The following is a 26,792-nucleotide window of genomic DNA, read 5'->3' on the forward strand; positions in this document are numbered from 1 at the left end:
CAGAACGGGGTATTACTATGTAAACCAAAAAGAATATTACCAACCCGGATTTTGCTCCGCAGCTTTTTCTGCTGATGTTAGCGGTTGACCATTTTTCTTGATTAAGTCAAGGTGAACCGCCTGTGGTATTGGTCTTAATAAATGCTTTGGAGCAACAGGACGGGCTTCATCATTGAACGCATTTGCGCGAGCAATTAAAGTACGTGTACGAGATAAATCTTCCCAACGCATCAGTTCACCCATTAATTCGCGCGAACGCTCATTAAGTATAAATGCCATAAACTTATCTGCATCTGATGCAGCGCCAATACGACTGTAAAACTCGCGGCTGGAATTTAGAATGTCACCTACGCTGTTAATATGCATACTATTTAACGTATTTGTAGTAACAGGCGTTGTAATATTGTTTGATTCGTAATAAGTGTTACGATCAGAATAAGAACTAGGTGCAGTTGGGCTAACAGCTGGGTTGGTTTTATAAGAAACTCCTCCGTCAACATAAAACGAACGATCTTCGCCATCTTTATAAGCGGCACGGTCACGCACTTTATTAATATAAGGCAGAGCAGCACCATAGTTGCCGAGGCGTCCATAAGCTTCTGCAGCAATCAAATAGGTTTCGGCCAAACGTGCTAAGATACCGTCACGCGTACCAAATTGTGACGCCACAGCATTACGCGAGCCATCCATAAATTTCGATAACGCTACATAACGGCTTGCCTCGTAATTGCCATGATTTCCCTGGAAGTTTTCAGCCTGACCTGCAAAGTATCTTACGAACATGTGCGGTGCACGCAATGTAATGTTAGCAGCTGTATAACGGGCATCGCCAGCATTATTAACTATGTAAAGAATTGCTTCCTGACCTATTGAGAATTTATTTTGACCTGCCTGAGGATGACCTGCAGGCCATTTAGGATAACTACTGGCACTTGCATTATTGGCAATATATCGCGTTTTAAAGCTCTTCCAAAAACGTGAATCGTTTACACGATCGTATACATCCATTGCGTAATCGGTTGAGCGCAAACGTTGAAATTCCCGGCCGCCCGCTAAATCACGTACCATACCAGGCAAATTCTGATATATTGATGGATAATACAAATGTATTTGATTACCATATCGGCCTTGCGTTGCAGTATTGTTTGAGAACTCCGCTGCTAAAATAACTTCTGAAAGTGTTTCATTCGGTCCATCAGGAGTTGTAAAATTCCATAAATCACTAAAATTATTTGCAAGGCTTTTACCGCTTGTGTTGATTACTTCATCACAAAGCTGTATCGCTTTATTCAAGTCAGCTTCTTTAGTGCTTGCATTCCAATCACTATTAATTTCACTTGCTCTGAAAAGATAAGCCTTTGCCAAAAAGTGAGCAGCTGCCCATTTGGTTATTCTGCCCCTTTCGGCTGGAGTTGCAGGCAACAAGTTATAGGCTTGTGTAAAGTCGGCTATTATCTGATTATATACCTGCTGCGCTGTATTACGTGGAAATTCCTCTTCAATGGTTAATGATGTAGTTAGCTTCAGCGGCACACCACCAAATTGTTTAACCAATTTAAAGTAGTCAAAGGCACGCATAAAATAACCTTCTCCTAAACGAGTATTTTTATTTGCTCCCTCGTAATACTGCGGCACATTTTGTATCATAATGTTAGCGGAATTTATGTTGCCGTACATATTACTCCAAACGGTTGCAGCATCACCAATGAAACTGTTAAGGTTTGCATCATAAGAGTTCCACATTTGCATGGTGCGGTCGCCCCCAACGGCAAACTCATCGGTGCCATAGTTTGTAGTTGAATACGCCCATTCATAATTGAAATGAAAACGTAAACTTTGATACATACCAACTGATAATCCGTCTAAACCAAAGGTTGTCTTAAAATCTTCGGTATTTAAAGCTGTTAATTGATTTTCATCCAAAAAGCTTTTTTTGCAGCTTGTAGGCATCACCATAAGTGTGGTGACTGCTGCGGCGCCATATATTAGTTTAGCTAATTTTTTCATGATTTGTGTTTGCAATTAAAATCCTACGTTCACACCAAATACAAAGCCTCTGTTAAAAATTGCGCTTTGAGTATCCGGATCAATAAAATCAACTGACTTATGGATATAACCCGGATTTAATGTCTGAGCATAAACCTTTACGCGTGACAGGTTAAGCTTTTGGGTAAGCTTGGTAGGCAAAAAATATCCCAGGGAAATGTTACGGATTTTTATAAACGACCCATCCTGATAATTCATTGATGTACGGTAAACATCTCCAGCTGCACTGTTATAATTTGGAGATGGGTAAGCGTTTGTTGGGTTTGTTGGTGTCCAGTAGTCGAGCACGCGTTGCGCAAATCGACCTTGTAATGACTCAGCTCCAGCATCAATTATATAACCCCAGCGGGCAAATACAAATGCAGACAGTTCAAAGCCTTTGTAATTGAAAGTATTTGTCATACCACCGTTCCAGTTCGGGCTACGGCTTCCTCTGAATACGCGGTCATTATTTGCATCAATACGATAATCACCGTTTTGATCTTTAATTTTAATATCACCCGGATAAAATACACGGCGCGTTGGAGTGCTTGAAGCTTGTTGATATTTTAACATTTCACGCTGGTCGTCCTCAGTATCTTGCCAGATACCAATTTTCTCGTAATCATAAAAAGTTTGAACACGCTGACCTATGAACCATCCGTTTGATACATCGTTAACCTTTCCTAAAGAAAGTTCTTCAATTTTCTCTCTTGTAGCAGAGAAGTTAAGGCCCGTTGTCCAGGTAAAATCTTTAGTTTTTACGTTAACAGTATTTATTGTAATCTCAATACCTCTATTAGAAGTTCTGCCTATGTTATCAAAAGCAGAAGGATAACCATTTATAGGCGAAATACCTCTGTTTAATAACAGGTCTGACGTACGGGTAGTGTACAAATCAATAGCACCATTAATCCTGTTCTTTAAAACACCAAATTCAATTCCTAAGTTATATTGCGTTGTTTTTTCCCAACCAATTGGATTTGGAAGTGAAATTGGATTGGCCAGTGATGCGTCAGACGATACATAACCCGGGCTTACATTTGGACCAAACGTGTAGTAAAGCGTTTGTAAAGCACCAATAGTTGTATAAGGTCTTACTGCAGCGTTACCAACTGTACCAACTCCAACACGTACCTTTAATGCATCAATCCAGCTAAACTGTTTTATAAAATCTTCCTGATCTAAACGCCAGCCTGCTGAAACCGATGGGAAAGAATCCCACTTCATGCCTGGCTGCAATACTGATGATCCATCCCAGCGTACAAATGCAGTAAGTATGTACTTATTGTCAAACGTGTAATTACCACGTACCATGTATGAATTTAGTCTCGAATCAACAAGGTTTGAGCTAAATGCATCAAGAGCCGAAACCGAATTTAATTGGTACCACAATTGTTTGGTGTAAGGAAGTTTAGTTGCAGTCATTGCTGAGCTTTCCTCACGGTTTGATTGCGAACTTTGTAACAAAGTAAGTCCGAAGTCATGCTTACCAACCGACTTATTGTAATAAAGAAGGTGGTCAAGTGTCCATGTCATCCTATTACCCTGAGCAAGTTGGGCCTGGTTAGTCGAACCTGCCTGGCCGGCGCCACGGTTAATAGATAAGGCATCTTGGTAGCGTCCGTTATTATAATTACTTAAATCAGGACCAAACTGCAAACGGTATTTTAAACCCGGCAAAATGCTTAACTCAGCATAAAATGAGCCTAAAGCACGTGTAGTTTTACGCAGGTCGATATTGTATTTTTCTTCACCAATAGGATTTTGAATGTTAACATCTCCGCCCGGTAGATTTATACGGTTACCGTTGGCATCAAAAGGCACTGCGTATGGTAACATTCCTAATGCAGCAGAATACAGTTGACCGGGTCCGGTGACGTTGGAAGTTTGGAACCCGTAATTCTGCGCACTGAAAGTTGCGTTTATACTGGCACCCATTTTAAACCACTTGGTTGGCGTTATATCAACACTTACTTTTGAGCTGTAACGAGTGTAGTTCTGTCCAATTTGCGTACCATCCTGACGCAGGTAGCCAAAAGAGCCATATGCAGTCATTTTATCTGTACCACCACTTGCGCTTAATATATGATCATGAGTTACGCCTGTTTTTTTAACCATGTCACCCCAGTTGGTGGTTGGCACAAGGCTACCATCAAACGTTCCGTTAGCCCAACCTTTTTCTATGTTTGCAAAAGCTACAGCATCCTGGCCAAAAATCCTTCGGTCATCAGCTAAAGTGGGCGTTAAAGGATAAGTTGAGTTAGCATTAGCTGCTGGGTTCAAATATCCCACTCTGCGGTAAGCATCTCTCCTGAATTCAATATATTGAGCAGAATTCATCATCTCCTGTGCGTTATGCAAGGTTTCGATGGTAGCTGTTCCAACATAATCTAGTGATAACCTACCAGCCTTTCCTCGCTTGGTAGTTACCAATATAACACCATTTGCACCGCGTGAGCCATATACTGCTGTTGCTGATGCATCTTTCAAAACATCTATATTTTCAATATCATTAGGATTGATATTTTCTATAGAGCCATTTAGTGGGATACCATCTACAACATAAAGTGGATCACTTGTAGCGGTAATTGAACGTACACCACGTATACGTACCTGACCTAAGGTGCCTGGCCTTTCAGCCGATCTGATATCAACACCCGAAGCCTTACCTTGTAAAGCTTCTAATGCGTTAGCTACCGGCCTTGAGCGAATTTCCTGTGCGTTTATACTTACTACGGATGACGTTACATCTGAACGTTTTACCACGTTGTAACCTACAACAACTACCTCGCTCAGGTTACTGGCTTGGGTAATTAGTTTTATATCAAGGTTCGTTTGGGTTCCAACAGTTACTTCCTGTGTTGTGAAGCCAACATATTTAACCACTAATACTGTATTGGCATCAGGCACAGTGATAGAGAAGTTACCGTTTACATCGGTTATAGTACCGGTGGTTGAACCTTTGATGGTTACACTTACGCCCACCAGTTCTTCACCTTTATCGCTGGTAACCTTACCTTTAATTTGTACAGGTGGCTGCTGAGCCGATACTGGCGTATTTACAGAGGTTTCAGCAGTTGCAACCGATTGCTTTTTTGCCAATACAATACGATCGTTAATCAGCTGATAGCTAATTTGATCGGGTAAAATATTGTCCAAAACGGCATCAAGTCTTTGCCCCGTAGCAGTGTAATTGATTTTAGCGTTGTTTTGAATGATACTTTTGCTGTAAACAAACTTTACGCCTGTTTTTTCTCCCAGCGCTTTAATTGCGCTTTCTAAATTTGGTTCATTAATAGTAACACTTACTATTTTATCAAGGATTTGCGCATTGCTACTCTTGGCATAGGCCACTGTTGAGAGTATTAATGCAATAAATAACTGGCTCAAAGTTATCCTCATAATCTTCAGGCAGTTAGTTGGAGTTAGTAAATGATATTGCATACATTAAATTGGTTGTTTTTAAATAAATAATCGGCTTGAACTTAATTACCGGGTGTTCCCCTACATTAACTTACCGATATCAGGTTTTTAAATCGTCTTCTCTTTTTATTCATTGGTATTTAGTGGATTATGCATTTTATAATGTGGCATTTGATTTAAACACGAAAGTCTTATCATCATCAACCAGGTAGCCGGCGTTAACTGATTCTTTGATCATTTCAAGTATAGCCGGCAAACTTTGATCGGTAAAGTCGGCGGTAAACGTCAACCCATTAAGGTTTGCTTCCTTAGTGTAAATGTGAATACCAAACCGCTGATTAAGTGCCGTAAAAACTTTACTCAAAGGAGCATCTTCAAATGATAGTGATACCTTTTTCCACATCCGCATTTCGCTTTCAACTTGCTTGCCTTCATGCTTAACCATTTTATTATGATTAAGCAGTGTTACCCTTTGGTTGGCTACAAGCATCATCTCCTGTCCCTTTTCACGCTGTGTAACCGATACTTTTCCGGTTACTACCGAAACTTCGGCAGGAATATTTTTTAAAGCTTTAACCCGGAAACTGGTACCCCAAACGCGTGTGATAAGCTCCCCGCTGTTTATAATAAAAGGATGAGCTTTATCTTTAGTTACTTCAAAAAAAGCCTCGCCGGTTAATTTAACCTGACGTGTATGGTCATTAAATTTTTGGGGATAGGTAATTGAACTTTCGGGATTCAGCCAAACTATGCTGCGGTCAGGGAGGATCCGTTTTGATATACTTGAGCCGGTGTTTTTATAAGTTATATTGGCTTGCAGGTTTGTTGGTTGAACAGTAGCTGATGTTAGCCAGGTATCGGCAATCTTTACTACTAGTAACAACAAGGCGGCAATTCCTGCTGCTGCACAAAAAACAGTGTACAACTTACCACTAAAAAAGCTGTCGCCCCCCTTTTCATGCTTTTGTTCAACGCTTTGCGTAAAGCGATTGTACATTGAACGCTTTAAACTCTCCTGCTCAACTTCATCTAAAAAACGAAGCGGGTCAGGATGTTCGTCAAAACTTTTGTACCACTCATCTACAAACTCCTTCTCCTCCGGTGTACAAGTGTTATTTAAATATTTACGAATAAGTTGAGGGGTAATTTTCATACCATAGCGTGCAATTACAGGTTAAGAAGCTCAGTTTAATTGGTTTATATAGTATATGACAATTAAACCCTGCCTTACCCTTGCATGCCCGCTAAATTATTTTTCGGATAAAATGTAGAGCGATAAAAAAACTGAAGATTAATATAGTACACATGAAAGTAATGCAACAATAAGTGTTACGCTTACTTTCAAACGCTTAATGGCTTTACTTAAATGCCCCTCTACCGTTTTCTCTGAAATTCCAAGTGTGCTTGCTATTTCCTTATTGGTTTTATTTTGCATGCGGCTCAATTCAAATACCGAACGGCACTTTTCGGGCAAAATGCTTACCTCTTTTGCTATTACAGTATTAAGCTCATGTAAGCGTATAATCTGCTCGGTTGAATAATCGGCATGGGAGGTGGTCAATGATATGTTTTCAAATACAATACTTTTACGACTTTCGCGAGCAAAGTAATTTAACACCAAATGCTTTACTGAGGTGTAAATATATCCTTCAAATGAAGTCTGTATCTTCAGTTTGTTACGGTTTGCCCAAAAGTTTGTCAAAAATTCCTGTACTATTTCTTCTGCCACCTCACGGCTTTTCACTCGTTTATACGCAAACGAGTAAAGCTGCTTCCAGTAACGGTTATAGATTTCCTCAAAGGCTTGCTCGTGGTCTGCCTTTATCAGTTCCAGTAACTCTACATCATTCAGGCTTTGTACGTTGGGCATTTTTCTGTAAACACTATTCAGTTAAAAGTCAACCTTTGTTAAAATAAAAAACCAAAAAACCAGCCCTGTACTGCAACACAAGCGCATTTTAAGAAAACACACTGCTTAATAACAAATGAAAATTGGCTATAAAAAACAGATCGGTAATTGGTGCAACTAACGTAAATAATATTTCAGCATTTACTATCCTGTAGTGTCATGCTTGCACTTCAAGGCTTTTAATTCACAAAATGTTATGTGTTGCAATATTTTGAACAACAAACCTTATAGAGCTAATAGGTGTATAAATAAGAAAGCCTTTCATATGCAAAACGACAAAGCCAAAACACTTGACAAGCTGGCACAAAAAGCGGCTCATAACAATGTAGAGAAAACAAATATTACGGCTTTACTTAAAAAGGCACCAAAAGGTGCTATTCCTAAGCAAGTGAAACCTATGCTGGCTACCCTTGTAGATGAGCCTTTTGATGACGAAGACTGGCAATTTGAAGTTAAGTGGGACGGTTTCCGCACGCTGGCGGTTTTAAACAAAGGTGAAGTAAGCCTCCTATCGCGCAATAATAAAAGCTTTACTGAAAAGTTTTACCCTATACATCATTTGCTTGAAACCTGGAAGCTGGACGCTGTGCTTGATGGTGAGGTACTGGTACTTAATAATAAAGGAGTATCCAAGTTTGGTGAACTACAAAATTGGAGAAGCGAAGCTGATGGTGCATTAGTATACTATGTTTTCGACCTTTTGTGGTACGAAGGAAAAGATCTTACACAGCTCACCTTAGTTGAGCGCCAGGCAATTTTAAAATCGATTTTGCCAGCCGATGACGACCGGGTACGGATTGGTCAGGTATTCACTACCAATGGAAAATCCTTTTTTAAAGATGCTGAAAAGTTAGGCTTGGAAGGCATTATTGCTAAAAAAAGAAACAGCACTTATACTCTTGATCTCCGTTCGAAAGACTGGCTTAAAATAAAAGTACACCAGCGCCAGGAAGTTGTTATTGCAGGTTACACCGTTAATGAGGGTACCAGCAAACTTTTCAGCTCCCTATTATTAGGTGTGTATGAAAATGGTGAACTGCAATTTACCGGCAAGGTTGGAACAGGATTTAATAAGAAAATGCAGCAGGAACTAATGGATGCATTTCAACCTTACATTGTTAAAAAAAGTGCTTTTAAAACTATTCCTGACATCAATAAACCCTCACGGTTCCGTCCTGACCCGCCTAAAGCTGTTGCCACCTGGTTAAAGCCCGAGTTGGTTGGCGAAATTGAATTCAGCGAAATTACATCTGATGGAGTATTCAGGCAGCCATCATTTAAAGGTTTACGGCCCGACAAAAAAGCCATAGATGTTGTACGGGAGGTCACAGAACACACTAATGCTGTTACCAAAACCCAATCTGCAAGTGAAGCATTCGCTAAAGCGCTTAAAGCTCCGGAGGTTAGAGACCGTAACACATTGCTCAACCCCAATGAGGCAAGCCAGGTACGTCCTGTTTGCGGTCATAACATCAAATTCAACAACCTAAAAAAGCTATACTGGCCGGAAGATAATATAAGCAAGCGTGACATGCTCAATTATTATTATCAGATTGCCGAATACATTTTACCTTACCTTAAAGATCGGCCGCTTTCGCTTAACCGGTTTCCTGGTGGTATTAACGGACCAAGCTTTTACCAAAAAAACGTAAAGGACAAAGCGCCGGAGTGGGCAGTAACTTATCCTTACACTACCAGTGATGGTAAGCACAAGGAGTTCTTGGTTGGTAATAATGAAGATACTTTGCTTTGGGCTGTAACCTCAGGCTGCATTGAAATGAACCCTTGGTTCAGTCGCACTGCGGCGCCGGATAACCCCGATTACTGCGTAATTGACTTAGATCCGGATAAAAATACTTTCAGCCAGGTTATTGAAGCAGCCCAAAAAGTGCACGAAGTACTTGAGGCTATTGGTGTTCCATCATTTCCTAAAACTTCGGGCTCAACAGGATTACACATTTATATACCACTCGCTGCCCAATACACTTACGATGAATCACAAGATTTTGCACGCAAGTTGGTACATATTGTAAATGAGCAATTACCTGAATTTACAAGTGTTGAACGTATAATTGCCAATCGCGGCGGTAAAATGTATCTGGATTTTTTACAAAACCGCCCGGGAGCTACTATTGCCTGCCCCTATTCACTAAGGCCTAAACCGGGCGCAACCGTTTCAATGCCGTTACACTGGGATGAGGTTAAAGCCGGACTTACCATGAAGGACTTTACCATTCACAATACCGTTAAACGTCTTAAAGACCAAGGCGATTTATTTAAACCTGTACTGGGCAAGGGCATAAATTTGGACAAAGTTTTAATAAAGGCTAACTCGCTGTTTAAATGACATGTGGGTTAAGTTTGCAACTAAGGTATATCACACATTATGTTAAAGCTTGATACTTAACATTATTTAACACTTTGCTACATAAGGATGAATAAACAGCAACGCAAATTAAAAGGCATGCACATGTTTAAAAGATTACAAAAAAAACTTGGCATAACGGCAGATAATCATGTTTATAAATCAACAGGGAAGCCTTGTTCATGCTATCTATGCAGCCTTACAAGTACAAACAAAACGGCACTAAAAAATGTGAATTCAACAGCATCAGGTTCGAAAAAGAAAATGCCGTTTAACGGTGCATACCTCCAATTGCCCTACTGTTTAGCAGGCAACTCCTGTAAAGCGTATTAATTAAATTTTATACCTTGCCATTATGAAACGTTTACTTATCATTTTGTTTTTTATCACCAGCGCTGCAGTAGCTCAGGAATATGATACCCAGCGTAATGTTTCATACTATGCAGATGGCAATGGTGATGCTTATAAAAACTCACAATGCAGGTTAGACATTTACTACCCAAAAAACAAGAAAAATTTTGCTACGGTACTGTGGTTTCATGGTGGAGGCATAACAGGCGGCAGTAAAGAAATACCTGCTGCACTCACTCAAAAAGGATTTGCAGTTATAGGTGTTGGTTATCGTTTGTCTCCCAAAGTTAAAGCACCGGCATACATTGAAGATGCTGCTGCAGCAATTGCCTGGGCATTCAATAACATCGCCAAATATGGCGGTAACAACAAATTAATTTTTGTTTCGGGACACTCGGCCGGTGGGTACCTTGGCATGATGGCCACCTTAAATAAACAGTACCTTAAAAAATATAACATTGATGCTAACAGCATTGCCGCACTTATACCATTTAGCGGACAAGCCATAACTCATTTTACGGTACGCCAGGAAAGAGGCATAAAAGATGTTCAGCCAATTATTGACGAGTATGCCCCACTTTACCATGTGAGAGCTGACGCGCCCCCTATGTTACTTATCACCGGCGACCGTGAACTGGAGCTACTTGGCCGGTATGAAGAAAATGCCTATTTATTACGCATGATGAAGCTGGCAGGAAATAAACAAACCCGCTTGTACGAGTTGCAAGGCTTCGACCATGGCGGAATGGCTCAGCCTGCCTTTCCACTACTTATAAAAGAAATTAATGAAGTGAGTAAAGCAATTACATCAGGGGGAAAATAGAAGTTTGGTAATGCTTTATTTGTTTTTGGATTACTACTTATATACAACAAAATAACATCAAAGCTTTATACAAAAGCGGTCATCCGGCTAATACAGCATATCCAAACTTGTCAGGTTTGATTAAATATCAACACTTATTTTAATAGGGTCTTGTATCTCTAACAACAACACTACTGTCATTAAGAACAAAGAAGTATTTTCCGCCATGTAGCTGCATAGAATTTTCTTCTCGGAATTTGACTAGCTTAGTTGAATCATTAAATGCAGGTATCATTTTATACTTTGGAAGGAAAGGTTCCAATTCCGCCCTTAACTTTGCCTTACTGTCAGCAGTGTATTTGACTTTTCTTTCGCGGGGAACCCATTTCTCGTACATCATTATTAACCTTCCGCTACTACTAATTGCATATGAAGAGGGATACATACGATCGTTTTCTGCATTATCGAGCCCGTAATAGTCTACATTTACATAAAATATGGCAGAAGTATTAGGCGGCAGCTTTGGATACGATGACGTAGGCCTAACTATTACAAATCCGCGCCCCTTGCTAAATAACGAATTATCTGCAGTTTTATCTTCTATAAACTTCTCTAGCGCGTTTTTAAATGCGTCGCCTTTAAGTTCAATCTTTTTTATTTTAATTGAATCAGCGTTTGATTGCGCTAAACAAGCGTGAGATACAAAAACAGATATAAAAAGGATCAAAAACAATTTCATTTTTATAAGTTTTTTAACAGTACTTATCAACCACGCTTTAACAGCTTTAAAATTTCATTTTATAGCTATAATCAACGCATACTCAAATTTAAAATGATAACCCTTATTTGGTTAATAAACATGCTCAAAATAACCTGCACAAATTCCGCACAAAAAATATAAAAAAGGCCACTTAATTAATTTAAGTGGCCTTTTTTGTGCTCCCGAAGGGATTCGAACCCCTATCGATGGTACCGGAAACCATAATTCTATCCATTGAACTACGGGAGCTTTTTGTGGCAGCAAATATAGTTTTTTCAACCTTATTCAAAGGTAACTAACGCGTTTTAGTGATTAAAATAAAAAAGGCCTTCCTGCTAAGCAAGAAGGCCTTTTTGTATGAGTGTTAACTAGTAACCAAACACCTGGTTAAGGTTAAGCTTGGTAAGCTCACCATACTTTTTCAAATCATCGTCAGTAAGGCGTTTTTCTGAAGCCACAACACAGTAAGTGTATGGTTTGTCTTTCACTTCATTGTTATGGAACGCTTTAACATCAGCATAATTTAATTTGTTTAAACTATCATACGTTGTTTTACGCTGGTCAAAGTCAAGTCCGCGGCGTTTTGCAGCCAGGTAGTTGAAAATGATACCGTCCTGAGTCACACGATCAGTCTCCAAAGATTTACGGATATTATCGCGGGCTACGCTTAAAGCTTTTTCTGATTCAGGTAAATCATTCAGTAACTCATTCATACCCTTAATGGCTTCGTTAAATTTATCGGCCTGCGTACCTACGTAGGCAACAAATACACTGTTGTCGTCCTTTTTAGCAGGCTCGGCGTATGTTGCATACGTTGAGTAAGCTAGAGCTTTTGATTCACGAATAGTTTGGAAAACAATACTGCTCATACCACCACCAAAATAGTTGTTGTATAATTCAACTGTTGGCGTTTTAGTAGCATCGTAAGGTGTTTCATTACGTATCCAGTTAATTTCCGCCTGCACCATATCAAAATTGGCAAACAACACTTTGTTTTTATCTGATACAATACGGTTGAATTTCTTTGCAGCCGGGTACTCAGTAAATTGTGCCGGCGTTTTGTGCAAAGGGGTAAGCGAAGCTGCTAAAGCAGTTGCTGTCTGCGGCCCGTAATACACCACGGTGTGCTTGTATGTTGCAAGGCTGTGAAGTAAAGCAACCAAATCTTCGGCTTTAATAGCGTCAAGCTCTTCGTTACTCAATACGTTATTAAATGGATTTTGCGCACCGTATTGAGCATAGCTTAATAAGCCCTGCATAATTGCAGTTTTGTTAAGCTTCGCATTTTCACGCGCCTTTTTCAAGCGGGCTTTAAGTCCTTCAAGCGCCTTAGCATCTGGTTTACAGTTGGCAATAAGATCTTCATACAAGGTAACTGCTTTGCCAAAGTTTTCCTGTAGTCCGTTAATACTTACAGTGGTAATTTCGGTATTGGCAGTTAAGTTGAATGATGCTGCAAGTTTGTAGAAAGCTTTACTGAAGTCTTCAGCGCTCATTTTGTCGGTACCTAAAAATTGCAGGTACTGCGCAGCAACCGGCAGCAGCTTATTGTTCCAGCTACCCATATCGTAGCGGTAAAATAAACGGAACAGACTATTGTCTTTATTCTGAACAGATAGAACATCTAACTGACCGGCTTTAGCACGCTGAATATCGCGATTGTAATCAAGCCATACAGGTTGCACTGCGTTGGCAGGCATTCCATTTACCAGTTTAAGGAACGGTGATTGTGCCTCGCGGTTTACACTTACCGGGGTAATGGTTGGTTTATCAACCTTAACAAGGTCTTTGTCTTCTCCCTGGTGCTTGTAGACTATAACGTAATTGTTATCATTCAAATACTTGTTAGCAAACGCTACAATTTGAGCCTTTGTAATTTTTGAAAGCTCGCTTACTGTAGAAACATTTGTTTTCCAGTCAACCCCAGATGTAAATGCATCCATCAGGTTATTAGCACGAGAACCGTACTCTTCGTTTTGCTGAATAATTGTTTTTTTGTAGTTGTTTACAATTGACGGAATCAGATCATCAGCAAATTCGCCTTTTTTTAATTTTGTTATCTCGTCAAGCATCAAGCCGCGCACGTCATCAAGGGTTTGGCCTTTAACAGGATTACCTTGCAATACTAAAGCGCTATAGTCTTTAAGTACGTATGAAAAAGCTCCGGCACTAAGCAGCTTTTGCTTTTTAACCAGGTCAAGATCAAATAAACCTGCTTTTCCATTGGTTAAAATATCGCTTACCAAGCTAAGCATTTGCGCATCGCGGGTGCTGGCACCCGGAAAACGGAAAGCTACAGTAAGATTTTCAGGCGTTGGGCCATATACATCGCGTTTAACCGGGCTGGTAATTGGCTGCTCGGCGCCAAAAGTATAAGCAGGTACAGGTTTGCGTACCATGTAGCTAAAGTACTGGTCAACTTTCTTGATCATTACATCGGGGTTAAAATCACCAGACATAATGATGCCCATGTTGTTAGGTACGTAGTAGCTGTTATAATAGTCCCTTATTTTCTTTAACGAAGGGTTTTTCAGATGCTCAATAGTACCAATAGTAGTTTGTTTACCGTAGTTATTGTTAGGGAACAGCGCAGCAAACATGGTTTCAAAAACCTTACGGCTATCATTATCAAGTCCGCGGTTTTTTTCTTCGTACACAGCTTCCAATTCGGTATGGAATATGCGCAATACCGGTTTACGGAAACGCTCGGCCTGCAAGGTCAAAAATTTATCTACAGAAGAACTTGGAATATCTTCAGTATAAACAGTTTGCTCAAAAGATGTAAAGGCGTTACTACCTTGCGCACCCATTGCAGCCATTGCCTTATCATACTCATTGGCAATAGCATACTTAGCTGCCTCTCCTGAGGTTTGGTCAATTTGCTTATAAATTTCTTTGCGCTTAGCCTCATCTTTGGTTGAGTTGTACTGCTCGTACAAAGCATCAATTTTATCTAACAAAGGCTTCTCTTTAGCCCAATCAAGTGTACCAAACTTATCGGTGCCTTTAAACATCATGTGCTCCAGGTAGTGAGCCAAACCTGTATTGGTAGCAGGGTCGGTTTTGCTACCGGCTTTAACTGCTATAAACGTTTGTATACGAGGCTGTTTTGGCGTAGCGCTCAAAATAACGGTTAAACCGTTTTTAAGTGTATAAAAGCGTGAGTGGGTTGGGTCGCCGGTTACGTACTTGTACGGATAACCGTTGGCTGTTGCAGTTTTCCATTCAAACTGCGACTGGGCCATAACAGCCACACCGGCAAAACTTAGCCAGCAGCTGATAATCAAATGTTTAAATTTCATTGAGAGTTGATTAAAGGCCTAATATAGCTTTAAAACCAGTTTTTACAAAGACCAACATCCATAAAAAAATGCTCGTTGACATTTTATTAAGGCCAAAAAGAAAAAGGCCATTCTTAACAGGTGGCCTTTTATGTTTGCTGCATAAACAGCTTGTATTTCACTGCTTGCAATTATGCCTTAAACATTAAACCTGAAGTGCATAATATCACCGTCTTCAACAATGTAAGTTTTGCCCTCAACGCTTAATTTACCAGCTTCCTTACAGGCATTTTCTGATCCGTATTTAACGTAATCATCATATTTTATTACCTCGGCACGTATAAAGCCCTTTTCGAAATCGGTATGAATTACACCTGCAGCCTGTGGTGCGGTAAAACCTTTAGTAATAGTCCAGGCGCGTACTTCCTGTACTCCGGCAGTAAAATAGGTACTTAGGTTAAGCAGCTTGTATGCAGCTTTTATAAGTTTGGTAACGCCCGACTGCTCTAAACCTAAATCATCCAAAAACATTTGGCGTTCTTCAAAAGTTTCCAGTTGTGCTATTTCCGATTCAATTTGCGCAGAAATAATCAACACCTCGGCGTTCTCTTCTTTAACAGCTTCGCGTACTTTTTCAACGTATGCGTTACCTGTGTTAACTTCACTTTCACCAACATTACATACGTACATTACCGGTTTAGCGGTTAACAACCATAAATCGGCTATATGCTCCTGATCTTCTTCTGAAACAGCAGCCGTACGGGCTGATTTACCACTAAGTAAATGTTCTTTGTAAATGCCTAATACTTCAAATGCTTTTTTAGCATCTTTATCGCCACCGGTTTTAGCGGCCTTTTCAACCTTTTGCAGCTTTTTTTCAACCGATTCAAGGTCTTTTAACTGCAGTTCGGTGTCAATTATCTCTTTGTCTCGTATAGGATCAACAGAACCATCAACGTGAATTACGTTATCATTATCAAAACAACGCAAAACGTGAATTATGGCGTTTGTTGCACGTATGTTACCCAAAAACTGGTTACCTAAACCTTCACCTTTGCTTGCTCCTTTTACCAGGCCGGCAATGTCAACAATTTCAATAACGTTGGGTACAACGCGTTGCGGGTTTACCAGCTCGGTAAGTTTGGTAAGGCGCTCGTCGGGCACAGTAATCACACCCACGTTTGGCTCAATGGTACAAAACGGAAAGTTTGCCGCCTGTGCCTTTGCGTTTGATAAACAGTTAAAAAGTGTTGATTTGCCCACGTTTGGTAAACCAACTATACCACATTGTAAACCCATTAGTTTAGTTTTTGTTAAGTAGTTAGTTGAGCTGAATTGTTGATTGGTAAATAGTTAATAATGCGCATTTAGCTACTTAACCGCTTACTTTGATCAACCACTCAACCAACAAAAAATTTTGCGCAAAGATAATATAAAAACACCCTTAAAATTTGAAAAAATAAACGACTTTTGCGGGCGTTAAACAAAACTGTATTTTATTATTAAAATGTAAACACGGGGGCCGAGTATGGAAGAAATGGTTGAACAAGTAGAACTGTTACTGCAACAAAATAATGAACAACAGCTAACCGACTATTTGAACAATCTGAACATATCGGAAGTTGAAGAATTGATTGGCGAACTCCCCGAACATGCACACCGCTTTGTTCAGCTCTTATCTCTTAACCGCGCAGTAAACGTTTTCAGGATACTTGATTTTCCGGTACAGGAGCGCTTACTCAAAAAACTGCCCGGCACCAAAACTGCAGAACTTATAAACGAACTGCCACCTGACGACCGTACCGCTTTATTTGGCGAACTGCACGCCGATACAGTAAAGGCACTAATTTTACATCTTCCGCCAGATGACCGCAAGGAAGCTTTGGTGTTACTTGGTTACGAAGAAGACAGCGTTGGCCGACTGATGACTCCCGACTACATTGCCGTGAAAAAAAACTGGGATGTGGTTCAGGTACTTTCGCACATACGCCGTTACGGTAAAAACTCTGAAACCATTGATGTAATTTACGTTATTGATGACAACGGCGTACTGTTGGATGATATACGTATACGGGAAATACTACTGGTTGACCCTGCCACCAAGGTAAGCGATCTTGTTGACGACCGCCTTATTGCCCTTAATGTGAATGACCCGCAGGAGGAAGCCATAAACATATTCAGGATGAATAACAGGGTGGCGTTACCTGTTACTGATGATAATAACATACTGCTGGGTATTGTTACTGTTGACGATATTTTGTGGATTGCTAACGAAGAATACACTGAAGATATTCAAAAAATTGGTGGTACCGAAGCGCTTGATGAGCCTTACCTGGATATGCCACTGCTAAAACTCGTTAAGAAACGTGTAGGCTGGCTTATCATTCTTTTTTTAGGCGAAATGCTTACGGCTACGGCAATGGGCTATTTTGAAGGACAGATAGCCAAAGCTGTTGTGCTGGCCCTTTTTGTTCCTCTTATTATTTCAAGCGGCGGAAACAGCGGTTCTCAGGCATCAACACTCATAATACAGGCTATGGCCCTTGGTGAGGTTACCGTGGCCGATTGGTGGAGAGTTATGCGTCGCGAAATTGTATCAGGCTTACTCTTAGGTATTACGCTGGGGCTAATTGGCTTTATACGAATTTTTGTATGGACACTTTTCAGTAACATATACGGGCCTCATTGGATGGCGGTTGGCTTTACAGTAGCTTTTGCCCTGGTTGGCATTGTGTTATGGGGGTCACTGGCTGGATCAATGTTGCCTTTATTACTTAAAAAACTGGGGTTAGACCCTGCAACATCCTCCGCTCCTTTTGTGGCAACGCTGGTTGACGTTACCGGTTTAATCATTTACTTTACCATTGCTGTATCTATCATGAATATTTAATGGTCTGGCTTCAATAGTATTGTTTTATAACTTATTGTTTTATAGTTTTATCAGCATCACTCTAAAACACTAAACACAATAAAATGGAAGACAAACCTATCGAAACCTTCTCACCTGTGCCCGAGCCAGAACACAAAATGTTTTTAACCGATGAGGCGCAGTATTACATTCAGATAATTGCCAAATGGGGCAATTTTTTAAGCATCATTGGTTTTATTATGTGCGCCTTGCTTTTATTGCTTGGTTCGTTTATATCATCAATTATGTCAAGCCTTAGTGCAATGGGAGGCAACCCTATGGCAGGCTCGGTACAAGGGGTTATGACTGTTATGTATGTACTAATTGCCATTTTTTACTTTTTCCCAACTTTGTACCTGTTTCAGTTTAGTAGCAAAGCTAAAAAAGCAATATTATTTGCAAACAGTGCTGAGCTTGCCGAAGCCTTTGGTAAACTAAAATCGTGCTTTAAGTTTATTGGTATAGTTACTATTGTAATTCTATCAATATACGCGTTAGTTTTTATAGCCGGAATTATAGGCATGAGCACCTATTCTGCTTTCAGGCAATAATAAACGCAGTAAAATACAAAAGCCCGTGATGTACATCACGGGCTTTTTTGATTTGGTTAGTATAAAAGTCCCTTAAAAAGAAAAGTCTTCCTCAGTTGCACCGGCAACGCCTGCAGCTTTGGTAATTTCATTTAGTTCGCTGAATTCGTAGCGTTTTTCTACTACTTCCTGGTTGGCTTTAATGTAGTCAACCGTATCTTTTAAACCCTCGGCAAATTTTTCGAAATCCTCTTTGTAAAGAAAGATTTTGTGTTTCACAAAAGCTCCATCTTCCAAACGCTTTTTACTCTCAGTTATAGTGATGTAATAGTCGTTTGAACGCGTTGCCTTTACATCAAAAAAATAAGTTCTCTTGCCGGCCCTTACCTTTTTCGAGAAAACTTCATCCCTCTCTCTGTTGTCAAAATCTCCCATGTTTAAAAGTGTTGTAATAGTAATGATTGCATAAATATAATCATTTTTTGAAATTGCAAGCAATTTTTACAAAAAGAGTACACTTGTTTTGTAAATGTTTTTAAATAATCCGAACAGGCAATTTAGCCTTGCATCGTTTTAGAAACTGCCATACAATAGCAAACCATTACGTTTACGCAAGCCATCAGAAAAAGTTGTATAAACTAAGGTTATGTTAACCAATGAGAAATAGAAGTTAAGCGGGTTTACCCTTTTTTAATTCTATTACAGTAATCTCCGGCCATATACCTAACCTGCCCGAAAAGGCCAGGAAGCCAAAGCCACGGTTAACATACAGATGCCTGCCCTTTTCAACCATCAAACCGGCCCAATCAAGATAGCGGTATTTTACAGGGCTCCACCTGAATTTATCGGTTTCAACCCCAAACTGCGCACCATGTGTATGTCCTGACAGAGTAAGGTGTACGTTAGCTGGATGATATCGAACAATCTCTTCCCAATGTGTAGGGTCATGCGATAGCAGTATTTTGAAATCTGTTGTACTTACTCCTTTTAAAGCTTTATCGAGATTACCAACCTGTATAAAGCCCCTGCCCCAGTTTTGTACACCAATTAATGAAATGGCTTGTCCGTTTTTTTCAAGCTTTATATTTTCGTCGAGCATTAACCTGAAGCCCATTGCACGGTGGTGCTGATGCAACTTCATTAAGTTAGCTTTTTTAGCTTCATCGTTAGGCCATTGTACATAATCGCCATAGTCATGATTACCTAAAATTGAAAATTGTCCGTATGGTGCCTTAAGCTGCTTGAAACGGTGTATGTAAGGTTCAATTTCTGACGACACATTGTTCACCAAATCACCGGTAAATACAAACAGGTCTGACTTTTGAGCATTAGCTAGATCGATACCTCTTTGAACAGCGTCTGCATTATCAAAACTACCTGAATGTATATCAGACAATTGCGTTATGGTAAAGCCATCAAACGCCTCGGGCAAATCCTCAAAATATAAGGTATGTTTGTGTACTTTATAATCATACTTGCCCTTAAGCATTGCATACCAAAATGATGCAAAAGGAATAGCAGCTGCTGTGATAGCCGCCTTGCTCACAAATTTTCTGCGTTGAGGCAAAAAACCTTCTCCATTTACCCTATCTTCCTTTTTGGTAGAAAGTGCAACTATCAGCCGGTATACATCATTAAACAGCAGTACTAAGGCAAATATCACCTTTGTAACCAGCAACGTAATAAATATGCTTAACAACCACTGGTGCATCACCGTCATACCTGGCGGTTTACCGGCATTGGTTAAACTGAGCAGCAGCGCTACAGCTACGCCTATATTTATTCCAAAGTAGATATATAATAAAGTGCGGCGGGCGGTTTTACTCCAACTTTTAAGCAGCGGCTTAAATCCGTGGTATACATATATATCCAATAAAATACTGGCTGTGGCCAAAAACAACGAAAACTGCAAAAATCCGTGACGCATAAGTTAGATGTAATAAACGGCGTAAAATACAAGTACTTTACATGGCATACAATGCAAAATAAGCCGGTTATGTTTGTACCATGTAAGTTTATGCGGGCAAACACAACACGGGCCGGGTTAAACTTTTACTTTTACCGCCGCTATGAATAACCATTTAAAAGAAAGATACGACAGTATTATTTTTGACCTTGACGGAACACTTTGGGATTCAACAGCCAATGTGGCAACTGCATGGCAGAAGGCAAAGCTGGAGGTTGACTATATAAAAGATGATATAACGCAGCAAACGGTGCGGTCAATTACCGGCATGGCTTACAATGCTATTTTTGAAAAACTGTTTCCTTACCTTGAGCCTGAAGTGCGCGAGGAATTTAAACGCAGATGTGCAAAGTACGAATTGGAAGTACTCAATACAAAAGGCGGAGAATTGTATCCTGAATTAAAAAGCACATTGAACTACCTGCAAAGTAAATATAAGTTGTTTGTGGTGAGCAATTGCCAGTGTGGTTACATTGAAACATTTTTAAGGCTTAACCAATTAGAGCATGTTTTTGTGGGCCATCAATGCTACGGAACCAAGGGTCAACCCAAGTTCCAAAATATTATTGACGTGGTAAATGACTACAATCTTAAAGCACCGGTATACGTAGGTGACACACAAGGCGATTATGACAGCGCAACCAAAGCAAGCGTGCCAATTATATTTGCCACATATGGCTTTGGTCAAGTAAACGATGGGCAGCCGGTAGCGGTAATTAACAAGTTCAGCGATTTAGTGGAGATATTATAAATTACAGCTTAGCTGTAGCACTCGGGCATGTACTAACGTATAGCAATAAACCAAGTATCACACATGAAACCAAAGTTTATTGCTATGCTCGTTTTACTGCTTAGTATTGCCGTAGCATCCTGTAAAAAAGAAAGTAAAGCTTCTAAAAGTCAAAAAGAGCTTGAAGGCACCTGGGTCGCCGTTAATAACATCAGCTCGGCAGCAGGCGCAAGGGTGCGGGTAATTTTTGGCCCAAATAACATGGTTACATTTACCAGTTATTATATTGATGAAAATACAGGAGCTATAAAAAGCTACAACTCTAAGCAAGTTTCAAAATACCGGATTGTTAGTGAGAACGGGCTTGAGCTTTATGATATAATACCTTACACCAAAGAAAGCAATGCTACTGTTACAAATGAGGACAACCTTGTTAAAGGAGAAATGCTTCAATCAACACAGCCATACAGTTTCCGCTTTAATGATACCCGCACCAAACTCAATCTTAATAATATTTGCGGCCCAAATGCTAATTGTATTGGCCCACAGGAATATATTAAGCAATAGTAATTATTGCAAGTAAATACAAATCAATAAAGTAATCAAGGCTTTTTGAAACCTTGATTACTTTATTGATTTTACAAAGTCGGTTATAGCACTCACCAATTCAGGCTTTACCGGTAACCCCGACTGATTGTAAGTGGCAAGGTTAGCAGCTTGAGCCGCAGGGGCTTCTTTAAGCACGTAGTTCATGCCGGGTATCATCACAACTTTTGCATCTGATTTTCCTTTTTTCAAACGTTCTGCATCGGCAGCGCTTACCTGCAGGTCAGTTGTACCTTGTATAATAAGTGTTGGTGCTTTAACTTTTTTTATCTCCTTTACAGGGTCAAAGCGCATCCAGGTCATTAAATACGGCTGAACGCTTACACGTGCAATACTGTAAAGTGAAGGATCTACCTTATCATAGGTTTTACCACGGCGTAAGCTATCAGTAATTTGCTTAAAGCCTTTTGTAATGTAATCAGGCTGATTTTTCAGTTGTTCAGACATCAGCTTGTCACCAGGCAAGCTTTCACCTTCAACAGATATAAATCCGTTTACAGGCTGGCTTACCGCGGCAAGCATACCTACCAATGATCCTTCGCTATGGCCAAGCAACACCACCTTTGAAAACCTCTCATCCTCTCGTAATGCACCTGCCAGCATCACCGCATCATCAATGTAATCATCAAAACGTAGTTGCGTTTCTTTAGCTGGTGTAATAACCTCACCCGTTAAACGCTTATCATAACGCAATGAGGCGATACCATTTTTAGCCAGCGCAAAGGCTATCAATTTATAGGTGTCGGGTTGTTGATTCAGTTTTAGTTTATTGCCATCGCGGTCTGTAGGTCCTGATGATGGTATAATTAAAACAACCGGCACCTTACCACTTGCTTGCTTAGGCATGGCCAGTGTGCCACGTATAGCACCCGATAATGTTTTTAACTCAAGCGGAGTTTCAGTGGTGTACGGGTCATCAACCGGTTTAACTATATTTTGTCCACGGTAGTTATCAAACAACAATCCGCCAATTTTACCAGCGCCGTTTATGCTTATCTGCATGGATAATACAGCGCGCTGAAAATCGGCACGGTAGGTGGCTATGCCCTCATTAAGTGTGGTGAAGGTTGCACGCTGTAACCGCCCCGAACGCACCTGCAGCTCGCTGATCATCTCACGGTTTTTCAGCATTGGTAAATCTTTCTTTACATCTGCCGCAAACATGTTAAAGATGCTATCAGGCTGATTGCGGTTATAGTAAAGTGTAAATTTACTTAATGCAATGCGGTAAATTCCCGGCTCGGCAGCCTGGGCATATACCTGAGGCAAGCTTAATATTAGTGCCAGTATAAAAAGTAATTTCTTCATTTGTATTTAACAAAACGCAATCTGTTTATCAAGATTGCCTGGTTTATATCTTAATTATTCAAGCGGTCAAGGCGCCGCTAAAATTTTTAGCCTGCATGGCCGGTTAGTGCACTGGCAGCTATTATTACAAGTACTACAAGGGTAATAACGGTATACAGCCAATCTCTTTCTAGTGCAAAACCAATAGCCGAAAATATGACCCGGACAACAGGCGTAGCAATCAATAAAACAATGCCGGCCTGTATAATGGCCCTTCCTCTGAAAGTAAGTATGCCATGCCATATGCCCGATGCCGAATGTACAAATCCCGGAACGCCAATAAATTCTTTATAATGCACTGTTTCGGCTCCGTGCCTGTACAAATATACACAGCCGCCAATAAACACAACAAGCATTGATAGTATTACACCAACTCGCAGTATCCAGCCTATTATTCGCTGTATATCAGTATCATGTAATTTAGGCTGCGTTAAACTCATATTTTGTGGTTTAAGCCATTATAAATCATTTGCACAGCTAAAAAGGTGACAATTACAGCAAAAACCCAGCGCAGCCAACCCGCCGATGATGTGTGCACCAAAATTTTTGACCCCGTAAGTGCCCCGAGTAAAACGCCAATTACAACAGGCATGGATAAGCCCGGGTCTATATAGCCGCGTTGCAGGTATACAACAGCACTTGCAGCGGCAGTAACGCCAATCATAAAATTACTGGTAGTGGTTGATACCTTAAACGGAATGCGCATAACACCATCCATGGCAACTACCTTTAAAGCTCCCGAACCTATACCCAGCAGTCCTGATATAACGCCGGCAAACAACATCATGAAAAATCCACCGCCCACATTTTTTACATTATAGCTTACTACCCCGTTTGCTGACGGGAAGGAACTGTTTAAATTGAGCTTTTCAGACCAAAGATTAGGTTTGGTTTCAATTTGCTCTTTTTTATTTTTAAGCGACATTAATGCCGAAAAGATGAGTATCAATCCAAATATTACCGCAATCACATTGGTTTGCATATAAAGCGCCAGTACTGCGCCAATCATGGCGCCAATGGTTGTGGCTATCTCCAAAAACATCCCCAGCCTTACATTGGTGATTCCTTCTTTAACATAGGCTGCTGCCGAGCCCGATGATGTAGCAATTACCGATACAAGTGATGCACCAATAGCATAATGAATGTTTACGTTAAGCAGCAATGTAAGCAGCGGAATGATTACTACACCTCCGCCCAGGCCCGTTAATGATCCTAAAAGTCCGGCCAGATAGGCACCGGCCAGTATAATAAGTGTTATTGCAGTTACTGTCATTTACTTGCCGCTAAATTATTCAATATCTTTTGCTATGCGGTTATTTTGTTGCAGCAATATTAAACCTTGGTTATACAGCCTGCCTGTAAAGCCAATTTGCAGCCAGGCACCAGTAATTTGAAGTTTTTTAAATAGATTAGGGCTTTAAACATAACTATTGATGGAACAACCCTCATCACAAACAAAATTAAAGAGCGAGTTAGGCCTGCTTGATGGCACTATGCTGGTAGCCGGATCAATGATTGGCTCGGGTATTTTCATTGTGAGTGCCGACATTATACGCAACGTTGGCTCATCGGGGTGGTTAATTGCCGTTTGGCTCATTACCGGGTTTATGACCCTTACTGCAGCGGTAAGCTATGGCGAATTGAGTGCCATGTTTCCAAAAGCCGGCGGGCAGTATGTTTATTTGAAAGAAGCTTACAACAAGTTTGTAGCTTTTTTATACGGCTGGAGCTTTTTTGCTGTAATACAAACGGGAACCATTGCAGCAGTTGGTGTGGCGTTTTCAAAATTTGCGGCGTACCTTATACCAGCTGTAAGCGAAGAAAATATTTTATTAAGCATTCCGTTTGGGGGCATGTTTACCTTAACCATAAGCGCTGCGCAAGTGGTATCTATTCTCATCATTATCCTGCTTACTTACATCAATACCAAGGGTGTTAAAGGCGGCAAACTTATACAAACCACGTTCACGTTAACCAAGCTTATCAGCTTGTTTGGTTTAATTGCTTTTGGTTTTATTATGCTTAAGGGCGATGTTTGGACAGCCAACTGGACTAACGCCTGGGATATGCGCGGACTGGCAAAAGATGGCAGCTTAACTTCCTACACCATGGCTGCCGCCCTGGGCGCTATTGCGGCATCTATGGTAGGCTCTATTTTTAGCAGCGATGCCTGGAACAATGTAACCTTTATTGCGGGTGAAATGAAAAACCCGCAACGCAACATAGGTTTGAGCCTGTTTTTGGGTACCTTAATAGTTACGGTTATTTATGTATCAGCTAACGTAATGTATACTGCTGTACTACCTTTAAATGAAATTGCTTCGGCCGAAAAAGACCGCGTGGCTGTAGCAGCATCAACCGTAATTTTTGGCAATATAGGTACTGTTGTAATTGCATTAATGATTATGGTATCAACCTTTGGCTGCAACAACGGCCTTATATTGGCCGGTGCACGTGTATATTACACCATGGCTAAAGACGGTCTTTTTTTCAAAAAAACCGGCACACTCAATGAGAACGCCGTACCTGAGTTTGGCTTATGGATACAATGTGCTGTGGCCAGCGTGCTTTGCCTAAGCGGCCGTTACGGCGATTTGCTGGATATGATTTCATTTGTTGTGGTATTATTTTACATGCTTACCATTGCCGGCATTTATATTTTACGCATAAAACGCCCTGATGCGCCGCGACCTTACAAGGCTTTTGGCTACCCGGTTTTGCCAGCTATCTACATCATAATGGGTTTAGCATTTTGCGGTTTGTTGTTGCGTTACAAAAGCGACTACACTTGGCCTGGCCTCATTATTGTACTCATCGGCATCCCTATATATTTTATATCACAACGCAACGTAAAGCATGAGGATACCGTACTTTCTGATCATTAGTTTATTATTTTTTAGTACAGCGCAGGCGCAAAAGAAAACAACAGGCAGCCTTGCACAAAAACTTCAAACAGCTATTACCCGGCTAAGTAAAGATGCCCAGTGCAGCTATGCATCTATATCATTAACAGTGCTTGATGCGGGTACCGGTGCCACTGTTTTTACACATAACCCAGATATGGGACTTGCGCCTGCATCTACCCTAAAAACGGTAACATCAATAACAGCTTATAATTTACTTGGACAGGATTTTACATTTGAGACTCGCCTTGGATACACCGGCACAGTTGATGCAAACGGCGTATTGAACGGAGACGTTATTATAAAAGGTGGCGGCGACCCAACCCTCGGCAGTTGGCGTTGGGCCGAAACCGAGGAAAGCAGAATAATTAACAGGTTTGTTACCGCGTTGCAGCAGGCCGGCATTAAACAAGTAAATGGCCGCATTATTGGCGATGATTCTGCCTTTGATACGCAATCTGTTCCTGACGGTTGGATATGGCAGGATTTAGGTAATTATTACGGTGCAGGTACATCAGGCTTGTGCTGGCGCGAAAACACTTTCGATATTAAATATGAAACAGGTGAAGTAGGCAACCCGGTAAAAATTTTGCGTACAGCACCAGCAATGCCTTATTTTAATTTTAAAAGTGAAGTTGCTACGTCTGGTGCAGGCACGGGCGATAAATCATACGCCTACTTGCCCGTGGGCAACAAGCAAATGTATATTAGGGGTGCTTATGCCGTTGATAAGGCCAAAAAAAGCATCAGCGTTGCCATGCCCGATCCGGCTTATGATGCTGCGTGGCGTTTAACGGATACCCTTAAACGCTTAGGAATTGCAGTTGGTAAAGAACCAGAATCAACAACTACACTAAACACCAGGACAGAGGTTGTACCACCA

Annotated in this window: 20 protein-coding genes and 1 tRNA gene; 8 read left to right on the forward strand and 13 right to left on the reverse strand. The window is 40.6% G+C overall.

What is annotated here, in order from left to right; genetic code table 11:
* Positions 1 to 36 precede the first annotated feature (36 nt).
* The 4 genes from QZ407_RS12210 to QZ407_RS12225 form a co-directional block, all read right to left on the reverse strand.
* Positions 37 to 2,007, reverse strand: coding sequence for a RagB/SusD family nutrient uptake outer membrane protein (locus QZ407_RS12210; protein ID WP_295771428.1), 1,971 nt, complete (start codon positions 2,005 to 2,007; stop codon positions 37 to 39).
* Positions 2,008 to 2,022: 15 nt separating this feature from the next.
* Positions 2,023 to 5,430, reverse strand: coding sequence for a TonB-dependent receptor (locus tag QZ407_RS12215; RefSeq protein ID WP_295771430.1), 3,408 nt, complete (start codon positions 5,428 to 5,430; stop codon positions 2,023 to 2,025).
* Positions 5,431 to 5,608: 178 nt separating this feature from the next.
* Positions 5,609 to 6,604 carry a FecR family protein gene (locus QZ407_RS12220; RefSeq protein ID WP_295771433.1) on the reverse strand — a complete coding sequence of 332 codons (996 nt, stop codon included), beginning with the start codon at positions 6,602 to 6,604 and terminating at the stop codon, positions 5,609 to 5,611.
* 138 nt (positions 6,605 to 6,742) lie between these two features.
* Positions 6,743 to 7,321, reverse strand: coding sequence for an RNA polymerase sigma-70 factor (locus QZ407_RS12225; RefSeq protein ID WP_295771435.1), 579 nt, complete (start codon positions 7,319 to 7,321; stop codon positions 6,743 to 6,745).
* A gap of 304 nt (positions 7,322 to 7,625) precedes the next feature.
* On the opposite strand from QZ407_RS12225, the gene ligD reads away from it, so the two are divergent.
* Complete coding sequence (gene ligD / locus QZ407_RS12230; protein ID WP_295771437.1) at positions 7,626 to 9,707, forward strand: DNA ligase D; 2,082 nt, start codon at positions 7,626 to 7,628, stop codon at positions 9,705 to 9,707.
* A 373-nt stretch (positions 9,708 to 10,080) separates the two neighbouring features.
* Positions 10,081 to 10,899, forward strand: a complete 819-nt coding sequence (locus QZ407_RS12235; RefSeq protein WP_295771439.1) for an alpha/beta hydrolase — start codon at positions 10,081 to 10,083, stop codon at positions 10,897 to 10,899.
* Between the two features lie 139 nt (positions 10,900 to 11,038).
* On the opposite strand, the gene QZ407_RS12240 is transcribed toward QZ407_RS12235, so the two are convergent.
* The 4 genes from QZ407_RS12240 to ychF all read right to left on the reverse strand — a co-directional run bounded on the left by QZ407_RS12240 (position 11,039) and on the right by ychF (position 16,218).
* Positions 11,039 to 11,617 carry a hypothetical protein gene (locus tag QZ407_RS12240; RefSeq protein WP_295771442.1) on the reverse strand — a complete coding sequence of 193 codons (579 nt, stop codon included), beginning with the start codon at positions 11,615 to 11,617 and terminating at the stop codon, positions 11,039 to 11,041.
* Positions 11,618 to 11,815: 198 nt separating this feature from the next.
* Positions 11,816 to 11,887 (reverse strand) — tRNA-Arg (locus tag QZ407_RS12245).
* Positions 11,888 to 12,006: 119 nt separating this feature from the next.
* Positions 12,007 to 14,940 carry a M16 family metallopeptidase gene (locus tag QZ407_RS12250; RefSeq protein WP_295771444.1) on the reverse strand — a complete coding sequence of 978 codons (2,934 nt, stop codon included), beginning with the start codon at positions 14,938 to 14,940 and terminating at the stop codon, positions 12,007 to 12,009.
* A gap of 177 nt (positions 14,941 to 15,117) precedes the next feature.
* Entirely contained in the window at positions 15,118 to 16,218 is a 1,101-nt protein-coding gene (gene ychF, locus QZ407_RS12255; protein WP_295771446.1) for a redox-regulated ATPase YchF, read from the reverse strand.
* A 229-nt stretch (positions 16,219 to 16,447) separates the two neighbouring features.
* Between ychF and mgtE the strand changes: the two genes are divergently transcribed.
* Positions 16,448 to 17,809 (forward strand): magnesium transporter, encoded by a 1,362-nt coding sequence (gene mgtE / locus QZ407_RS12260; RefSeq protein ID WP_295771448.1) that lies wholly within the window; start codon positions 16,448 to 16,450, stop codon positions 17,807 to 17,809.
* 83 nt (positions 17,810 to 17,892) lie between these two features.
* Positions 17,893 to 18,378 (forward strand): DUF5362 family protein, encoded by a 486-nt coding sequence (locus QZ407_RS12265; protein ID WP_295771450.1) that lies wholly within the window; start codon positions 17,893 to 17,895, stop codon positions 18,376 to 18,378.
* A gap of 72 nt (positions 18,379 to 18,450) precedes the next feature.
* Here the strand turns inward: QZ407_RS12265 and QZ407_RS12270 are convergent, their stop codons facing one another.
* Both QZ407_RS12270 and QZ407_RS12275 read right to left on the reverse strand, forming a co-directional pair.
* Positions 18,451 to 18,792: a DUF3276 family protein gene (locus tag QZ407_RS12270; protein WP_157543188.1), complete on the reverse strand. Its 342-nt coding sequence runs from the start codon at positions 18,790 to 18,792 to the stop codon at positions 18,451 to 18,453.
* A gap of 235 nt (positions 18,793 to 19,027) precedes the next feature.
* Positions 19,028 to 20,284, reverse strand: coding sequence for a metallophosphoesterase (locus QZ407_RS12275; RefSeq protein WP_295771455.1), 1,257 nt, complete (start codon positions 20,282 to 20,284; stop codon positions 19,028 to 19,030).
* Positions 20,285 to 20,426: 142 nt separating this feature from the next.
* Between QZ407_RS12275 and QZ407_RS12280 the strand changes: the two genes are divergently transcribed.
* Together QZ407_RS12280 and QZ407_RS12285 are read left to right on the forward strand one after the other, a co-directional pair.
* Positions 20,427 to 21,074: an HAD family hydrolase gene (locus QZ407_RS12280; RefSeq protein WP_295771457.1), complete on the forward strand. Its 648-nt coding sequence runs from the start codon at positions 20,427 to 20,429 to the stop codon at positions 21,072 to 21,074.
* A 63-nt stretch (positions 21,075 to 21,137) separates the two neighbouring features.
* Positions 21,138 to 21,620, forward strand: coding sequence for a hypothetical protein (locus tag QZ407_RS12285; RefSeq protein WP_295771460.1), 483 nt, complete (start codon positions 21,138 to 21,140; stop codon positions 21,618 to 21,620).
* Between the two features lie 57 nt (positions 21,621 to 21,677).
* Here QZ407_RS12285 and QZ407_RS12290 read toward each other — a convergent pair whose 3' ends face one another.
* The 3 genes from QZ407_RS12290 to QZ407_RS12300 all read right to left on the reverse strand — a co-directional run bounded on the left by QZ407_RS12290 (position 21,678) and on the right by QZ407_RS12300 (position 24,279).
* Positions 21,678 to 22,967, reverse strand: coding sequence for an alpha/beta fold hydrolase (locus tag QZ407_RS12290; RefSeq protein ID WP_295771463.1), 1,290 nt, complete (start codon positions 22,965 to 22,967; stop codon positions 21,678 to 21,680).
* Positions 22,968 to 23,053: 86 nt separating this feature from the next.
* A complete protein-coding gene (locus QZ407_RS12295) occupies positions 23,054 to 23,446 on the reverse strand; it encodes a DUF1634 domain-containing protein (protein WP_295771466.1) in 393 nt (130 codons plus the stop codon).
* Positions 23,443 to 24,279: a sulfite exporter TauE/SafE family protein gene (locus QZ407_RS12300; RefSeq protein WP_295771469.1), complete on the reverse strand. Its 837-nt coding sequence runs from the start codon at positions 24,277 to 24,279 to the stop codon at positions 23,443 to 23,445. Before QZ407_RS12300 ends, QZ407_RS12295 begins: the two co-directional genes overlap by 4 nt.
* A gap of 160 nt (positions 24,280 to 24,439) precedes the next feature.
* On the opposite strand from QZ407_RS12300, the gene QZ407_RS12305 reads away from it, so the two are divergent.
* Positions 24,440 to 25,891 carry an amino acid permease gene (locus QZ407_RS12305; RefSeq protein ID WP_295771472.1) on the forward strand — a complete coding sequence of 484 codons (1,452 nt, stop codon included), beginning with the start codon at positions 24,440 to 24,442 and terminating at the stop codon, positions 25,889 to 25,891.
* Positions 25,863 to 26,792: D-alanyl-D-alanine carboxypeptidase/D-alanyl-D-alanine-endopeptidase (dacB, locus tag QZ407_RS12310; RefSeq protein WP_295771476.1), on the forward strand; the 930-nt coding region annotated here is incomplete at its 3' end. The genes QZ407_RS12305 and dacB, both read left to right, overlap by 29 nt.

This window comes from uncultured Mucilaginibacter sp. (assembly GCF_913773635.1).
Classification (GTDB): Bacteria; Bacteroidota; Bacteroidia; order Sphingobacteriales; family Sphingobacteriaceae; genus Mucilaginibacter.

What these genes read in the sequence shown, in the direction of transcription:
- QZ407_RS12210 (WP_295771428.1), bottom strand. Translation starts at nt 2,007, where the DNA reads ATGAAAAAATTAGCTAAACTAATATATGGCGCCGCAGCAGTCACCACA.
- QZ407_RS12215 (WP_295771430.1), bottom strand. Translation starts at nt 5,430, where the DNA reads ATGAGGATAACTTTGAGCCAGTTATTTATTGCATTAATACTCTCAACA.
- QZ407_RS12220 (WP_295771433.1), bottom strand. Translation starts at nt 6,604, where the DNA reads ATGAAAATTACCCCTCAACTTATTCGTAAATATTTAAATAACACTTGT.
- QZ407_RS12225 (WP_295771435.1), bottom strand. Translation starts at nt 7,321, where the DNA reads ATGCCCAACGTACAAAGCCTGAATGATGTAGAGTTACTGGAACTGATA.
- ligD (WP_295771437.1), top strand. Translation starts at nt 7,626, where the DNA reads ATGCAAAACGACAAAGCCAAAACACTTGACAAGCTGGCACAAAAAGCG.
- QZ407_RS12235 (WP_295771439.1), top strand. Translation starts at nt 10,081, where the DNA reads ATGAAACGTTTACTTATCATTTTGTTTTTTATCACCAGCGCTGCAGTA.
- QZ407_RS12240 (WP_295771442.1), bottom strand. Translation starts at nt 11,617, where the DNA reads ATGAAATTGTTTTTGATCCTTTTTATATCTGTTTTTGTATCTCACGCT.
- QZ407_RS12250 (WP_295771444.1), bottom strand. Translation starts at nt 14,940, where the DNA reads ATGAAATTTAAACATTTGATTATCAGCTGCTGGCTAAGTTTTGCCGGT.
- ychF (WP_295771446.1), bottom strand. Translation starts at nt 16,218, where the DNA reads ATGGGTTTACAATGTGGTATAGTTGGTTTACCAAACGTGGGCAAATCA.
- mgtE (WP_295771448.1), top strand. Translation starts at nt 16,448, where the DNA reads ATGGAAGAAATGGTTGAACAAGTAGAACTGTTACTGCAACAAAATAAT.
- QZ407_RS12265 (WP_295771450.1), top strand. Translation starts at nt 17,893, where the DNA reads ATGGAAGACAAACCTATCGAAACCTTCTCACCTGTGCCCGAGCCAGAA.
- QZ407_RS12270 (WP_157543188.1), bottom strand. Translation starts at nt 18,792, where the DNA reads ATGGGAGATTTTGACAACAGAGAGAGGGATGAAGTTTTCTCGAAAAAG.
- QZ407_RS12275 (WP_295771455.1), bottom strand. Translation starts at nt 20,284, where the DNA reads ATGCGTCACGGATTTTTGCAGTTTTCGTTGTTTTTGGCCACAGCCAGT.
- QZ407_RS12280 (WP_295771457.1), top strand. Translation starts at nt 20,427, where the DNA reads ATGAATAACCATTTAAAAGAAAGATACGACAGTATTATTTTTGACCTT.
- QZ407_RS12285 (WP_295771460.1), top strand. Translation starts at nt 21,138, where the DNA reads ATGAAACCAAAGTTTATTGCTATGCTCGTTTTACTGCTTAGTATTGCC.
- QZ407_RS12290 (WP_295771463.1), bottom strand. Translation starts at nt 22,967, where the DNA reads ATGAAGAAATTACTTTTTATACTGGCACTAATATTAAGCTTGCCTCAG.
- QZ407_RS12295 (WP_295771466.1), bottom strand. Translation starts at nt 23,446, where the DNA reads ATGAGTTTAACGCAGCCTAAATTACATGATACTGATATACAGCGAATA.
- QZ407_RS12300 (WP_295771469.1), bottom strand. Translation starts at nt 24,279, where the DNA reads ATGACAGTAACTGCAATAACACTTATTATACTGGCCGGTGCCTATCTG.
- QZ407_RS12305 (WP_295771472.1), top strand. Translation starts at nt 24,440, where the DNA reads ATGGAACAACCCTCATCACAAACAAAATTAAAGAGCGAGTTAGGCCTG.